At 44.8% G+C, this 14,730-nt stretch carries 14 protein-coding genes; 1 reads left to right on the top strand and 13 read right to left on the bottom strand.

Going from position 1 to position 14,730, the window contains the following annotated elements:
• Positions 1–38 precede the first annotated feature (38 nt).
• The 13 genes from G475_RS0105305 to G475_RS0105365 all read right to left on the bottom strand — a co-directional run bounded on the left by G475_RS0105305 (position 39) and on the right by G475_RS0105365 (position 13,043).
• Entirely contained in the window at positions 39–914 is an 876-nt protein-coding gene (locus G475_RS0105305) for a MurR/RpiR family transcriptional regulator (RefSeq protein ID WP_035710281.1), read from the bottom strand.
• A gap of 24 nt (positions 915–938) precedes the next feature.
• Positions 939–1,784: a carbohydrate ABC transporter permease gene (locus G475_RS0105310; RefSeq protein ID WP_035710283.1), complete on the bottom strand. Its 846-nt coding sequence runs from the start codon at positions 1,782–1,784 to the stop codon at positions 939–941.
• Between the two features lie 13 nt (positions 1,785–1,797).
• Positions 1,798–2,691, bottom strand: coding sequence for a carbohydrate ABC transporter permease (locus G475_RS0105315; RefSeq protein ID WP_026700400.1), 894 nt, complete (start codon positions 2,689–2,691; stop codon positions 1,798–1,800).
• A gap of 83 nt (positions 2,692–2,774) precedes the next feature.
• Positions 2,775–4,145, bottom strand: a complete 1,371-nt coding sequence (locus G475_RS0105320; protein ID WP_026700401.1) for an ABC transporter substrate-binding protein — start codon at positions 4,143–4,145, stop codon at positions 2,775–2,777.
• Positions 4,146–4,191: 46 nt separating this feature from the next.
• A complete protein-coding gene (gene murQ, locus G475_RS0105325; protein WP_026700402.1) occupies positions 4,192–5,103 on the bottom strand; it encodes an N-acetylmuramic acid 6-phosphate etherase in 912 nt (303 codons plus the stop codon).
• Between the two features lie 11 nt (positions 5,104–5,114).
• Positions 5,115–6,074 carry an N-acetylglucosamine kinase gene (locus G475_RS26275; RefSeq protein WP_051302200.1) on the bottom strand — a complete coding sequence of 320 codons (960 nt, stop codon included), beginning with the start codon at positions 6,072–6,074 and terminating at the stop codon, positions 5,115–5,117.
• A gap of 295 nt (positions 6,075–6,369) precedes the next feature.
• Positions 6,370–6,558, bottom strand: a complete 189-nt coding sequence (locus G475_RS0105335) for a hypothetical protein (RefSeq protein ID WP_026700403.1) — start codon at positions 6,556–6,558, stop codon at positions 6,370–6,372.
• A 95-nt stretch (positions 6,559–6,653) separates the two neighbouring features.
• Entirely contained in the window at positions 6,654–8,942 is a 2,289-nt protein-coding gene (gene recD2 / locus G475_RS24295; protein ID WP_035710286.1) for an SF1B family DNA helicase RecD2, read from the bottom strand.
• Positions 8,943–8,958: 16 nt separating this feature from the next.
• Positions 8,959–9,618, bottom strand: a complete 660-nt coding sequence (locus tag G475_RS0105345; protein ID WP_026700404.1) for a tetratricopeptide repeat protein — start codon at positions 9,616–9,618, stop codon at positions 8,959–8,961.
• 46 nt (positions 9,619–9,664) lie between these two features.
• A complete protein-coding gene (mnmA, locus tag G475_RS0105350) occupies positions 9,665–10,786 on the bottom strand; it encodes a tRNA 2-thiouridine(34) synthase MnmA (RefSeq protein ID WP_035710289.1) in 1,122 nt (373 codons plus the stop codon).
• Positions 10,787–10,814: 28 nt separating this feature from the next.
• The gene (locus G475_RS0105355; RefSeq protein ID WP_026700406.1) at positions 10,815–11,963 is read right to left on the bottom strand and encodes a cysteine desulfurase family protein; all 1,149 of its coding nucleotides are present in this window, start codon (positions 11,961–11,963) and stop codon (positions 10,815–10,817) included.
• Positions 11,964–11,989: 26 nt separating this feature from the next.
• Positions 11,990–12,409 (bottom strand): cysteine metabolism transcriptional regulator CymR, encoded by a 420-nt coding sequence (gene cymR / locus G475_RS0105360; RefSeq protein WP_026700407.1) that lies wholly within the window; start codon positions 12,407–12,409, stop codon positions 11,990–11,992.
• The gene (locus G475_RS0105365) at positions 12,342–13,043 is read right to left on the bottom strand and encodes a YczE/YyaS/YitT family protein (RefSeq protein ID WP_026700408.1); all 702 of its coding nucleotides are present in this window, start codon (positions 13,041–13,043) and stop codon (positions 12,342–12,344) included. Before G475_RS0105365 ends, cymR begins: the two co-directional genes overlap by 68 nt.
• A gap of 403 nt (positions 13,044–13,446) precedes the next feature.
• Here G475_RS0105365 and G475_RS0105370 point away from each other — a divergent pair, with 403 nt between their 5' ends.
• Positions 13,447–14,727, top strand: a complete 1,281-nt coding sequence (locus G475_RS0105370; protein ID WP_026700409.1) for a replication-associated recombination protein A — start codon at positions 13,447–13,449, stop codon at positions 14,725–14,727.
• Positions 14,728–14,730: the final 3 nt, after the last annotated feature.

Consider the following 14,730-nt stretch of genomic DNA (forward strand, 5'->3'; position numbering starts at 1 on the left):
CAGTCATTCCTTTATGAAAGAAAAAACGCTAATTTTTTTTATTCCTGCTGAAGAAAATTTATTGCTTTTCTCGTCTGCTCAATATAATGAATCGAGTCTTCATACGATTCTGTTACGACACACATAAAAAGAATGTCAATCATATACAATTGAGCAAGCCTGGAAGAGGTTGCCCCGCTTCTTACTGTCGGCTCCATGGAAGCAGAAGTGAACAGGGTGCAGTCCGCAGAAGCAGATAAGGTAGACTGACCGAGCCTTGTCAGGGATACCGTCCTGACCCCCTGCTGCTTTGCCAGTTCCATCACTCTGGTAACTTCCTTTGTTTCCCCGGAGAAAGAGATGGCAAAAAATAGATCATCTCCTCCCGCACCGGCAAGCTGAGTAGCAGCCATATGAGCATCTGTAAATGCGGTCACATTACGGTTGATCCGGATGAATTTCTGTTCTGCATCCTGAGCAATTAAATTGGAAGCGCCTACCCCAAAAAAATAGAGACGGCTGCTTGTTCTAATGAAATGTATCGCTCTTTTCAACTGCTGGTAGTTCATTGTATCTGTCGTTTCCATCATCGCCTGCTGGCTGTTGGCCAGCATTTTTTGAACCACCTGTTCATATGATTCGCCCGGCTCTATTTCCCGGTATCCTTTCGTCCGTTCCATTTGCAGATCACCGTTAATACGCAGTTTTAAATCCGGAAGCCCCTGCAGGCCGAGCGATTTGCACAACCGCATCACAGCAGCACTGCTTGTACCGCTTCGTTCACCAAGTTCCTGGGCCGTACACTGCACAGAATCCCGGGGATAATCCACAATAAAAGCGGCTATCTTTTTTTCCGATTTCGGAAGGCGGTTCATCATTTCCTTTAATAAGGTCAATCCGCCTTTTAACGAAGCAGAATAGTCTTGTTTTTCCATTATCAACATCCTTTGCTTATGCTGTTATCCTTTGACGGCCCCCTCTGTCATGCCTTTTGTAATCCGGCGCTGGAAAATGGCATAAGCGATAATAACCGGCACAATCGCAATCACCAATCCTGCAAACAAAGTACCCCAGGCATTGGTATACTGGGCTTCATTCTTCATGAAATCCACAGCCAGGGCGAGAGTGTATTTCTCAGAGGACTGCAGGAAAATTAACGCCATAAAATATTCGTTCCAAAAATTGATCGCATTCATGATGGAAATCGTGATAATACCTGTCATCGAAAGCGGAGTAATGACAGTAAAGAGCATTCGGTACTGGGACATTCCGTCAATCGCTGCTGCTTCTTCCAGATCCGCCGGTATTGTACTCATAAATCCAGTTAGAATAAATACGCTGAAAGGAATCTGACTCATCGCATAGACTAATATTAATCCGAATAAATTGTCCAGTAAATTGATATTTAACAGCAGGAAAAATAATGGAATCCAGCCAAGGACGAGCGGAATCATCATGGCGGACAAATACAAATTATACATGATCGTACTGCCTTTAAAACGTATCCTCTCCAAAGCGTAAGAAGTAGGAACAGCAAGCACGACCGTGAGCAGTGTTCCGCCGACAGTTACAACAATACTGTTAAAAGCACTTGTCCCCAGGCCGTAATCAAACCAGGCCACAGCATAGTTCGAAAAGTTCCATGTTTCCGGCAGCCCCCACGGGGACGCATATATTTCCGCGTTGGACTTAAAGGAACCTAAAAACATCCAGACAATGGGGAATAAAACGGCAATGGACCACAGGATCAGCGGTATGCGTATTCCAGCTTGTTTTGCTGCATCTTTCACCCTTCTTGTTTCCATGCTTATCCCCCTTCTAATATTGTATTTTTTCCCGTTTCATAAATTTTTGCAGAAGAAGCACTGTAATCAGCGACAATATTAAAATAGCCACACCAATTGTTGCGCCATATCCAAAATTATTGCGTTGAAACGCCTGCTGATATAAATACGATCCCATCACCTGCGTAGAATTATCCGGTCCTCCTTCTGTCATCACCTGCACGATAATAAATGATCCGTTTAAGGTGGTGATCACAATATAAAGAATCGAATTCTTAATCTGCGGCCATACGAGCGGTACCGTTACTTTCCAAAACTGCTGCCAGCCATTGGCTCCATCCACGGTAGCCGCTTCATAAAAACTTTTCGGTATCGTTAAAATACCTCCCATCAGCATCAGCATAAACAGTCCGATGCCCGCCCAGACAGAGGGCAGGACTAAAGCAGATAACGCGGTGTCAGGGTCGCCAAGCCAGGCTTTGGTCCAATCCTCAAGACCTAAAGCCTCCAGTCCCGAATTGATAAGCCCAAGATCCGGGTTGAAAATAAACATCCAGAGAATTCCAATGACTACGATACTCATAATATTTGGAAAGAAAAAAACAATCCGGTAAAAGGGTGCTTCCTTAATACGAAGCTGTGTTAACGCAACGGCAAAAAATGTAGCCAGAATCATAATACCGATTACTTTCGTAATTACCAAAAAATAATCATGCCAGATCGTGTGAGGGAATATTTCATCATTAAGAAGTTTTACGTAATTGGCCAAACCGACAAATTCCTTATTAGAAGACGACCCCGACATCTCAAAAAAAGAATAATACATGCCGCTGAAAAGCGGATATATCGTAAAAATTAAAAACAAGATAAATGTAGGCAGCAGGCAGAACGCCAGAAAGCCATATCTCTCTTTCTTAGACTGAACCATCTTCTCCGCTCCCTTCTTTCCTTACAATGCAATAAATCGGGAGAAGCGAAGAGAAACCTCTTCGCTTCTTCCACCTTCTCCAGCTATTCTCTATAATCCGCAGCCGCTTCTTCGGCTCGTTCTGTAAATTCTTCCGCTGTGATATCCCCTGACATTAAAGCAACCAGCGCATCACTAATCGGTTCTTCCAGGTCCGCACTCATTGGATACGGAAGGCTGTGAATCTCAACCTGATCTGGATCATTAATCATTTCATTGGCGGTCTGCAGGTACTCTGGCACATTCGGATTTTCTGTGAGATCCACATCAGAAATATTCATAATCGCTCCGGTATATTCAGAGAATAACTGCGCATATTCGCGGTTAAAAACAAATTCCACGAAAGCTTTGGCAGCTTCTGGATTTTCCGCATTTTCTGCGATAGCCAGGGGTCTCAAATCCGGAACGACCACATACGGTTCTCCTTCATCCTGAAATGGAGAGGGGGTGAAGCCATATTGAAAATCTTCCGGCGTGTCGTTTTCCATTTCATTCGGGAGCCAGAATCCAACCGGGATAAACGCGTTTTCATGCAGAAGAAAGTTCATCTGTGACTGCGTATGATTCAAAGCAGCATAACCTGAATCAATTAAGCCGGCACTTGCCATTTCCTCTACCTTTTTCATAACGTTTAACGTCTCATCACTGGTCCATGCCCCTTCTTCTCCGGCGACCAAATCAGCAAGCAGCTCATCCCCTCCGGCTGAACCAAAAGCAGGATTCAATACGCCGCGAAGGAAGTAATACGGATACTGTCCGGTTGTAACGAACGGTTCAATTCCCTCTTCCTCCTGGATCGTTCCCATTACTTCCATAAAATGATCAAAATCTGTGGGAACCTCCCAGTCATTTTCTTCAAACCAGGCTTTGTCATACCAGGTTCCCCATGTATCAAACACGAGCGGAAGACTGTACAATTCACCGTCATACGTATTAGGTTCCACTATAAAACTATCCATCAATGCTGATCCGTCTTCGAGTTCAATATCCTCTGCCCAGTCCGTTAAATTCATTAATTGATTATCTTCCACCATCTGTGTTTCACTTGACCCGGCCCCGTCAATATAAACAACATCAGGCGGGTCATCCGATACCCAGCGGGTCCTCATTTCTTCATTAATATTCGGGCCGGCGTGTTCAATAATATTAAGATCGGGATGCTCTTCCTGAAAATCTCCAATTACTTCTTTCCACCATTCATCCCCGTAGCCTCCGACAAAATACTGAATCTCAAAATCTCCGGATAACCCCTCTGCTCCTTCACCTTCCGAACCTTCGTTATCACTGGAGTCTTCTGTTTCATCGGACGTATTGGAGTCTCCATTTTCTTCTTCCCCCGATGAACAAGCAGCAATAACAGTAAAAGCCGATAAAATCACAGCAGTTTTCCACCATAAGCGAAACGTACGTTGCATGAAAACTTCCCCCTTATTTTTTGATTGACATAATCCCCTTGACCAGCTATTTTCGATTCTGCATTGCTTTTCTTATATCACCTCCACTATTGTTTAACTTCTCTACTGCTGTCCTGGTTGAACACTGGCTGAGGAGCATCACGATAGCAGGCTTCACTTCAAAATTACATGCGTTCAGAGCAGTTTCCACCTCCTCGTTTTTTGCTCCAGTCGCCTCTATAACAATACGTTTTGCTCTGTCCTTCAATTTATGATTAGACGCCTGCACATCGACCATCAAATTCTCGTAAACTTTTCCCATTCGTACCATGACCATGGTAGAGATCATATTTAAAACCATTTTATGCGCTGTGCCCGCTTTTAACCGGGTCGATCCGGTTAATACTTCTTCCCCGGTAATAACCTCCAGAGCCAGGCCGGCAACGCGTCCAATCTGTGAATCAGGATTGCTGGAAAGGGATATGGTATAAGCACCAATCGTGTTTGCATAATTTAAGCCTCCTATCGGATATGGAGTTCTGCCGCTTGCCGTAATCCCTATCACAGCATCTGCTTTTGTCAGCGTTATTTTTTCCAAGTCTGTTTTCCCCAGTTCTTCTTCATCTTCTGAAATTTCAACGGCATTAAACATAGCTTCTTCTCCGCCGGCCATTACACCAGTAACCTGTTCGTGAGAAACCCGGAATGTAGGGGGGCACTCAGAAGCATCCAGCACCCCAATTCTTCCGCTTGTGCCTGCTCCAATATAAATCAAACGGCCATTTTGATTTTTCATTCTATCAAAAATGATATCTACCGCTTCGGCTATTTTAGGTAGTTCTTTTTCCACCGCCCGGGCAACTTTTTTGTCCTCTTCATTGATTATTTTCAGAGCATCAAGCGTGGAAACGTTGTCTAATTCCATGGTGTTCGGATTTCTTTGTTCGGTTATCAATTGAGATATTTCTGTATTCATCATGCTTATCCTTTCTACTCCTTCGTCTTTAAAGCCAGGCTTCTGGCAATATTCAAAGCTCCTTCGACAGGCGGGGCAGTGTCTTTTCCAAAACGAACCTGAAACATATTGGCCGGCAGTTCCTTTTCCACTGTCCTTCTGACGAGAGAAATATGCTCCAGTACGGACCCATGAAATACTGTAGGAATCGGGGTCTGAAATTGGCTGCTTTGATGATATACACTGAAGAGAAGGTTAACTAAATGTTCTCCTGCTTCTTCTAATATTTTCCTGGAAAAAACATCTCCTTCTTCTGCCTTTGTAGCCACAAGCTTCGCCAAACCAGCTATTGTCATTCTCGTATCGTGGGATTGATATACGAATTTTGACAATTCAGCCGGTTCTGATAATTCCCACGCTTCCAGAACGGCCTGTAATAATTCTGTCGCCCCGCCTCTTTTATCATGAGCGGCGGTGGCAGCGGCAAGAGCTTCTCTTCCAATCCAGTAGCCGCTTCCTTCATCTCCGATAAGATATCCCCATCCTCCGCTGCGCCATTCCTTTTGCACAGTGTCTATTCCATAAGCAATGGAGCCGGTTCCCGAAGCGAGTAATATCCCGGATTCTTCAGGAGGAATATCCGTTCGCAGCGCGATCATGGCATCATTTTCGATGTGTATATTCAAATATTCTGAACAGTAAGAATTCAAAACAGCTTTTGTGAGCCGGCTTTGGTAATGTTTTTTTTCTTCTCTTGTACTCAGTCCGGCAATGCCGGCGCTGATAACAGAAACTTCATTCCAGGCCGTACCGTTTAATAACAGGGTTTTATCAAGCAGCGCCGTTATTGTGCTCAACGAAGCCGTTACTCCTACAGCCTGTGGATTGCTTGGTCCGGAGGAACATTCTGTGAAAGGAATGTTATCATTTTCTACATCTTTCAGACGGCAGACGGTCTTTGTTCCGCCTCCGTCAATGCCTGCAATAATACCCACCAGGATTCCTCCATCTCGTTATGTTAGTTACATTGTACGATATTGAAATAAAATGTCAATATATTTTAAAATTTTTGTTTTAAAATTTTAATAATATATGTTGATTTGCTATCACAGTCCATTAAAAATCTTTAAAATAACAATTAAAATATAAACATTCTTCATTTCCAGCAAAGATGCGTCTTAAAATATTAGTCTGATACGATTCATATACCTCAAAATCCAAAAGGGGCACCCAAACATACAAATTCTGATACTAAAAAAAGCACTTTTGCGTCTTGATACAAAAGTGCTTTTACCCTTCTTCTAAATACCACTGTTTTCCGAATAGATCGTCCAGACAGCAGAGGGTGCCGTCTTCTTCTACCTGGTAGAGGGTGTATTCGCCATCTTCCACGGTCCATTCGACAAAACAGTCCCAGCAGTAATAATGGTCTGTTCCAAGTTTTCCGGTTGTTTTTGATTTGCAATATGGGCAGTACATGCAGGCATACCGTTCCTTTAAAATAATTTTTCATTGTCAGTATCCATGTTAACCCAATAACTGCAAAAATATACATAAAGGAAATAATAGTTGGTTTATTCGTGGTCCTTTTCCGTTAATTTCTCTTTCAGCATCGTATACCGTTCATCTTTGCTTTCGTTATCTACTGCAAATTGCAGAGCCTGTTCCTCGCCTGTTATAATCAAATAATCTCTTGCCCGGGTGACAGCGGTATACAGCAGGTTTCGTTTCAGCATCCGCCGGTAGGACATCAGTACGGGGGTTACAACAATCGGAAATTCGCTGCCCTGGGCTTTATGAATGGAGGAACAGTAAGCCAGCATAATTTGGTTTAAATCCTGACGGGTATAGGTCACTTCTTTTCCATCAAAGGACAATACAATCTGCATCTGCCTGTCTTCGGTTTCTTTCGCTTCAAAAATCGCTTCCACTGTGCCTCTGTCTCCATTAAATACCTGGTCTTCCGGATTATTGACCAGTTGGAGAATAACATCCCCCTTAGAATAAACCGCCTCCCCGAAGGTTACCTTTCTTGCTTTATGTTCAGGGGGATTAAACAGCTGCTGTAGTCTTTTATTTAATTCGTGAACACCGGCCGGTCCTTTGTACATGGGAGCAAGCACTTGAATATCCATCGGGCTGTATCCTTTTTTCACAGCTCCGGCACATACCTGTTCAATTAGATCGGCTGCATGCTGTCTGCCGCACGGGAAAAAGCGCCGGTCGGAATACGCCGCCCTAAGGTCCTGCGGAAGGCTTCCCTGTTTTATGGAGTGGGCAAGCTGGATAATCGAGGATCCCTCTGCCTGCCGGTACACCACAGAAAGCGCTGTGACCGGAACGACAGCAGATTCCATTAAATCACTGAGGACCTGTCCTGGACCAACGGATGGAAGCTGATCCTCATCTCCAACTAAAATAACCTGCATTCCTTCCGGGATAGAGCGGAATAACTGATTGGCCAGCCACATATCCACCATCGACACTTCATCGACAATTAGAAGTTTTCCTTCCAATGGTTCCTCTTCGTCTTTTTCAAATGCTTCTTCTTCCCCTTCCCCGCTGTACCCTAATAGTTTGTGAATCGTATAAGCAGCCAGTCCAGTTGATTCTTTCACCCGTTTGGCTGCTCTTCCTGTAGGAGCGGCCAAAAGAACGGGGAAGGGTTCCTCTTTCTTATACCGGCTGGGATCCAGCGAAAAATCATGCAGTTTTGAAAACATTTCTACAATCGCCCGGATGACCGTGGTTTTTCCTGTACCCGGACCGCCGGTCATGATCATCAGAGGGGATTCCAATGCCCCGCGTATCGCTTCCTTCTGCTGTTCCGCATATTCAATTTCGAATTTTTCCTCCGTTTCACCAAGGGCTTTTAAAAATTCCTCCTCGGAATAATGGACTTCTGCTAAACCAGCAGCTGCCATCTTTTTAACTTTTGTTACAAATCCTTTTTCGGCAAAATACAGGGAGGGCATGTAAACACGCTGTTCTTCTTCTTCTATCATTTTGTCTTCTTCTATTAAATGAAGCAATGCTTCATTCAGTAATTCCTCTGTAATTTGAAACCCCTGATCGCTTAATAGTTGTTTTGATTCTTCTAGCAGCAGGGCAGCCGGAATATATACATGTCCGTCCTGCATAGTCTTTTCAAACAAAATATAAAGCATACCTGCTTTTAAGCGTTCCGGGTCATCCTGTTTTATACCCATATTGCGGCCCAGCTTGTCTGCTTTGTAGAATCCGATCCCATCTATATCCCAAACCAGCTGATAAGGGGTGTCCTGGATCACTTCAAATGTTTTTTCTCTATAAGCATGGTAGATCTTAACCGCCAGATCCATCCCAAATCCATATTGGGTCAGCATCGTCATCGCCCGTTCCATGCCCTGATTTTCAAGCATGGCTTCGTAAATATTCTGCCGGGTTTTTTCGTTCAGGCCCTTTATCTGTTTCAGCTTTTCCTTATCATCCAGAATGACCGAAATAACATCCTGCCCAAAAAGGTCTACCATTTTTTCAGCTGTTTTTTCCCCGATGCCCGGAAACCGATCACTGGATAAATACAGAATCAACGCATCTTTTTCGGTGGGAAGCTCTTTTTTAAACGATTGGACATGATACTGTCTACCAAAACGGGGATGTTCCTTAAACTGTCCTTCAAACCGATACCGCTCTTCTGTTTCTATCATCGGAAAATGACCAACGGCTGTTACTTTCTTTTCCTTACAGTCCTCGGAAGCTTCTTTGACTTTCATAAGCAGGACCGTATATCCGTTATCTTCATTCCGGAAAATAATATGTAGCACGGTACCGCTGATATAGGAGTCTGAATTGGGTTCGTTCGTATAAGAAACGCCTGCCATGACTCAACCCTCCGGATTATTCTTCCAGCATTTTCTCCGCCTGCTCTTTTCCATTCAGAGCCAGCATATGATCCGGCTGCGCTTCCACCGCCTTCTCAAAATAGGTAATGGCTTCACGGACGCTGTCCTTCATCAGACTGGCTACTCCTAAATTATAATAAGCATCGGCATGTTTGTCATCCTCTTCCACCACTTGTTGAAATTGAGTTACTGCTTCATCAAGCTGTTCGGTCCGGGCCAGGCACATGCCATAATAAAATCTGGCTTCGGTATCCGATTCGTCCCATTCAAGAGCACGCTGAAAACAGGCAAGGGCATGGGCCGTTTTTTCCGTCTGATAATACGCCAGTCCCATCATATAATGAAGGCTTCCGTCGTCGAGACCAGCTTTATGGGCCTGCTGATACAACTTTAACGCTTCTGCGTATTCTTCTGCATTATAGGATACATTTCCTGCACCATATAAAGCTGCAGCTGCGTTTGGATCGATATTTAAGGACCGCTGGTAAAAAGAAAGCGCTCTTTCCGACTCTCCCACTTCGGCAAGGATATTACCAAAATTAATGTACGCTGTGGCATCGTCCGGATTTTTTTCTATCGCTTTATTTAATAATTCCAGCGCTTCTTCAAACTCTCCCTTCGCGATAGCTTCGATTGCTTTTTCATTTTCATCCATTTTTATACCCCTTTTCTTCCCAATAATAGAAAGAGGGAAAACGCGGTTAAGACCCCACGCTTTCCCCCGTTTTTACAGCTTTTTCGATCGTCGCACCGCCAAGGCAGACTTCCCCGTCGTACAAAACGACGGCCTGCCCTGGTGTGATCGCACGCTGTGGCTCATGAAACTCAACAAATGCTTCTCCATTCCCCTCTGGATAGACCGTTACTTCCTGATCAGTCTGACGGTAACGGAACTTTGCCGTACAGGTAAAAGGTTTCCTTCTTCCCTCTCCGTCAATCCAGTTAAAGCCTGACGCATGCAGGGCTTCAGAATACAAACCGGTATGGTGGTATCCCTGCCCGACAATTAATTGATTGGCGTCAAGGTTTTTATCAAGAACAAACCAGGGGTCGCCGGCTCCGCCTATTCCCAGACCCTGGCGCTGCCCCAAGGTGTAATACATCAGTCCTTCGTGCGTTCCTTTGACCGCCCCATCTTCTGTTACCATATCTCCGGGCTGGGCCGGCAGATAAGACTGCAGAAATTCCTTGAAATTACGTTCTCCGATAAAGCAGATACCAGTACTGTCTTTTTTATTTGCTGTGCTCAGCTGTTTTTCCCTTGCTATATCCCTGACTTCCTGCTTTGTCAGGTCTCCAAGTGGAAACATCACCTTCTGAAGCTGATGTTGATCCAGCTGATTTAAAAAATACGTTTGGTCTTTATTTTGATCTTTTCCCCTCAGCATCGAAACCGTCCCGTCGTTTTCCGTGCGGACGCGTGCGTAATGCCCTGTCGCAAGATAATCGGCACCCAGTGTTAACGCATGCTGAAGAAATGCTTTGAATTTGATTTCCTTATTACAGACTATATCCGGATTTGGGGTACGGCCGGCTTGGTATTCATCCAGAAAATACGTGAACACATAATCCCAGTATTTTTGTTCAAAATTAACAGCATAGTATGGGATATCAAGTTGATTGCACACGCTGATCACATCATCATAATCTTCTGTTGCTGTACATACACCGTTCTCATCGGTATCATCCCAGTTTTTCATAAAAATACCAATGACGTCATAGCCTTTATCTTTCAGAATTGCTGCCGTTACAGAAGAATCCACTCCTCCGGACATACCAACGACAACACGGGTGTCTGCCGGAGTTTTGCTGCTGTTTGTCATTTTCATTCACCTCCGTTCTTATGCGTCTTTACAATACCGCTGCCGACATTCTATCTATTATCTTTTTTATTTCACCGGCCATATATTCCATCTCTTCCAGGGTATTTTCCCGGCCGAAACTGAATCGCACCGAAGCATTTGCTCGTTCCTGTCCGGGATACATGGCTTCCAGAACATGGGAGGGCTCGACCGATCCAGCTGTACAGGCAGAACCACTCGAGGCTGATATGCCGGCCAAATCCAATTGAACAAGAAATGATTCAACCTGAATCCCCGGAAAGAATATATTCACAATATGCGGGAGTTTCCCATCTCCCGGTCCATTTATTTTAAATGATACCCCTTCATTCTGCAAACAAGTTACAAAATGCTCCCTTAAGGCCTGATAATGCTCATACCGGCTGCTTTTCTGTGCCATGGCGGATTCTGCTGCGGCAGAAAAACCTGCAGCCGCAGGAACGTTTTCCGTACCTGCTCGTCGTTTTCTTTCCTGTTCCCCGCCTGTCAGGCTCGGAATGAGGCTTGTGCCTTTCTTGACATACAAAAAGGCTGCACCCTTAGGTCCGTTAATTTTGTGGGAGGAAGCAGTCAGCATCGTGACAGGCACAGCAGTGATATCAATGTCTTCCAGACCGTAGGATTGGACCGCATCTGTATGAAAAGCGATCCCGTCCAAGGCCGCTGTTTCTGCAATCTCCTTAATAGGCTGCAATGTCCCAACTTCATTGTTTCCATGCATGATTGTAATAAGAATAGTGTCATCCGTGACAACTTCTTTCACCTGCTCTGCTGTAACCCGTCCTTGTTGGTCTACAGGCAGATAAGTGACCTGAAAACCTTCTTTTTCCAATTTTTCACACGTATGAAGCACTGCATGATGTTCGACAGCAGTCGTAATAATGTGGGTGCCTTTATTTTTGTGAGCTTTCACATAACCGGTGATCGCAAGGTTATCTGCTTCTGTGCCACTGCTAGTTAAAACCAGCTCTTCTGCTTCAGCTCCAATGGTAGACGCGAGCGTTCTTCTGGCACGATCCAGTTCCTTGCGTGCCTCTCTGCCATGGGAGTGAATACTGGAAGGGTTGCCGAAATTCGTTTGAAGCACCTTCATCACCGCTTCAGCCGCAACAGGCGCTACTGGTGTCGTCGCGGCATGATCCACATATACACTGCGCATATTTTCACCATCCCGCCGTTTCTTTATTAGATATAAAACATATAGTATTCATGATCATCGTCTCCTTTGTACGAAGAGAGATCCTCTAATGTTGTGCTGTCCAGTACATCTTTTACAGCGTCTCTTATTTTTATCCATAAGTCGCGCTTTGCCGGTTCTTCGTCATCCAACACTTCTACAGGACTAATCGGTCCTTCAAGTACACGGATAATATCCCCCGCTGTAATATCCGATGCTTCCTTTGTCAGCATATAGCCGCCGTGGGCACCGCGTACACTCTTAACCAGCATTGCATTTCGGAGAGGAGCAATCAGTTGTTCCAGATAATGTTCAGATAACTGATGATCTTTTGCTATTGATTTTAAAGATACCGGCCCTTCACCGTATTTCTTTGCGAGTGCCATCATAATGGTCAGGCCGTAACGTCCTTTGGTTGATATTTTCATGTTTTCCACCTCTTCCTACCAGTCGGTAAACAATTTTTTTGCATTGGGGCAGGGCAAATCCCACTACCTGCCCAATACCTAAACAAAAAAGGATCGTCCCGATAAAAACAGGACCCCCGAGCATCCATCCAATGAGTAATACACCAATTTCCATTATGCCTCTTACCCTGGAAACTTTCCAACCCGTTTTTTCCTGAAGAGCCAGCATTAAACTGTCACGCGGCCCTGCTCCGCATTCAGGGGCAATATAGGTACCGATGCCGTATCCTATCACTACAATTCCGCAAAGCAGCATCAATAATTTCATAAGGAACATCTCAGGGGTGGATAACAATAATAAAAATATATCAATAAACACTCCAACAAGAAACATGTTAAGAATCCCGCCAGCCTGCGGAAGTTCCCGCTGCAGAACCGCTGTTGTTCCAATGATTACAATGCCTGCAATTATACTCCACGATCCTATTGTCAAGCCAAACTGCTTTTGCAGACCTATATGAAGAACATCCCAGGGCGCGCTTCCCAATTCAGCTGTAATCATTAATGCAATGCCGAATGACATAATAATAATGCCTGCCATAAAAATAAGCCACCTTTTTACAAGGTGTTCTTTTCTGCCAAAACTTCTCTCCATGTTAACCCTGCTCTCTATCCCTGTGTAGCATTAATCAGCATCCAGCTAGCGTTGTAAAGTTTATTAATTCTTTGCCATTATAGCATGAATCCGGTAATATTTGCATGAAAGCTGATAAGCTTGAATCTTATCTGTTTATTCTGACCAATTTATGTTATATTAGAACTGATGTTCTTACAAAGAAAAGTGCAAGCGCCCTGGGCAGCCGCGACAGGTTCTGGACCGGGCGCGCAGGGCAGCCTGCTGCTCGTTATAAAGAATGTTTGACTAAGAGCGTCATGACTTCTGACAACATTAGACTGATCCGCCTCCTATGGCCTCCGAGCGGCTGGGCGCTGGAGCTGGATCTCGAATACGCGCGAAATTTATATTTCTTATCTTCCTGGAAAAGGAGCTCATTAATATGAACAAACAGCAGCCTCTAGCTTACAGGCTCCGGCCCAGGACAATCGACGAAGTTATCGGCCAGGAGCATTTGCTCAGTGAAGGGAAATTACTGCACCGGATGATCCAGACAAGAAAATTAACTTCCATGATTTTGTATGGGCCGCCCGGCACCGGGAAAACCTCGATTGCTTCCGCCATAGCCGGAAGCACCGATACATCTTTTAAAATGATGAATGCGGTCGAACATAATAAAAAAGATATGGAAATCGCAGTAGAGGAAGCGAAAATTTCGAACCAGCTTATCGTTATCATGGACGAGGTCCACCGGCTCGACAAAACAAAACAGGATTTTCTGCTCCCTCATCTGGAAAAAGGGCTTATTATTTTAATCGGAGCAACCACAGCGAACCCTTATCACGCGATTAATCCAGCCATACGCAGCCGCTGTCAGATTTTTGAGCTTCATCGTCTATCGATAGAACATGTCGTTCAGGTCTTATTTCAGGCCTTGGAGAACACAGAAAGAGGACTGGGTTCCTATCGCGTCCATCTGGAGCACGACGCCGCCAGACATCTTGCCGAAGCCGGAGGAGGGGATTTAAGAACTGCTCTCGGAGCGCTTGAATTAGCAGTCCTTTCCACACCTGAAAAGGAGGACGGCACTATCGTTATTGACCTCCCGATAGCAGAAGAGTGTATTCAGAAGAAAAGCTTTCAGCATGATAAAAACGGGGATGCCCACTATGACGTTTTATCTGCTTTTCAAAAATCTATCAGAGGGAGCGATGTTGATGCTGCGCTCCATTATTTAGCACGTTTGGTGGAAGCAGGAGATCTGGTTAGTATCGGCAGACGCCTCGTAGTCACCGCGTATGAAGATGTTGGACTTGCCAGTCCACAGGCCGGTCCAAGAGCTCTTGCCGCAGTAGAAGCAGCAGAGCGCCTTGGATTTCCGGAAGCCAGAATTCCGCTGGCTGACGTCGTTGTCGAATTATGCCTTTCCCCAAAATCCAACAGCGCTTATATGGCGTTTGATACAGCGCGCCAGGCTATGCTTGAAAAAGGGACCCCGGAGATTCCGCTTCATCTTAAAGACGCCCACTATAAAGGGGCCGCCCAGCTTGGCCGTGGAAACACATATCAATATCCCCATAATGATCCGAGAGGCTGGGTTCCCCAGCAATACCTTCCGGATGCTCTCAAAGAAGACCAGTACTACGTTCCGAAAGATACGAGCAAATTTGAACGGACGCTTTCTGATGTTTATTATAAAATGAATAAAGACAGGCGGCCATAAAAG

It is taken from the genome of Salibacterium aidingense DSM 18341 (genome assembly GCF_000429685.1).
In the GTDB taxonomy this organism is placed as follows: Bacteria; Bacillota; Bacilli; order Bacillales; family Marinococcaceae; genus Salibacterium; species Salibacterium aidingense.

Excerpts from the sequence above, each read along its gene's own strand:
- G475_RS0105305 (WP_035710281.1), bottom strand. The coding sequence starts at position 914 with ATGGAAAAACAAGACTATTCTGCTTCGTTAAAAGGCGGATTGACCTTA.
- G475_RS0105310 (WP_035710283.1), bottom strand. The coding sequence starts at position 1,784 with ATGGAAACAAGAAGGGTGAAAGATGCAGCAAAACAAGCTGGAATACGC.
- G475_RS0105315 (WP_026700400.1), bottom strand. The coding sequence starts at position 2,691 with ATGGTTCAGTCTAAGAAAGAGAGATATGGCTTTCTGGCGTTCTGCCTG.
- G475_RS0105320 (WP_026700401.1), bottom strand. The coding sequence starts at position 4,145 with ATGCAACGTACGTTTCGCTTATGGTGGAAAACTGCTGTGATTTTATCG.
- murQ (WP_026700402.1), bottom strand. The coding sequence starts at position 5,103 with ATGATGAATACAGAAATATCTCAATTGATAACCGAACAAAGAAATCCG.
- G475_RS0105335 (WP_026700403.1), bottom strand. The coding sequence starts at position 6,558 with ATGTACTGCCCATATTGCAAATCAAAAACAACCGGAAAACTTGGAACA.
- recD2 (WP_035710286.1), bottom strand. The coding sequence starts at position 8,942 with ATGGCAGGCGTTTCTTATACGAACGAACCCAATTCAGACTCCTATATC.
- G475_RS0105345 (WP_026700404.1), bottom strand. The coding sequence starts at position 9,618 with ATGGATGAAAATGAAAAAGCAATCGAAGCTATCGCGAAGGGAGAGTTT.
- mnmA (WP_035710289.1), bottom strand. The coding sequence starts at position 10,786 with ATGACAAACAGCAGCAAAACTCCGGCAGACACCCGTGTTGTCGTTGGT.
- G475_RS0105355 (WP_026700406.1), bottom strand. The coding sequence starts at position 11,963 with ATGCGCAGTGTATATGTGGATCATGCCGCGACGACACCAGTAGCGCCT.
- cymR (WP_026700407.1), bottom strand. The coding sequence starts at position 12,409 with ATGAAAATATCAACCAAAGGACGTTACGGCCTGACCATTATGATGGCA.
- G475_RS0105365 (WP_026700408.1), bottom strand. The coding sequence starts at position 13,043 with ATGGAGAGAAGTTTTGGCAGAAAAGAACACCTTGTAAAAAGGTGGCTT.
- G475_RS0105370 (WP_026700409.1), top strand. The coding sequence starts at position 13,447 with ATGAACAAACAGCAGCCTCTAGCTTACAGGCTCCGGCCCAGGACAATC.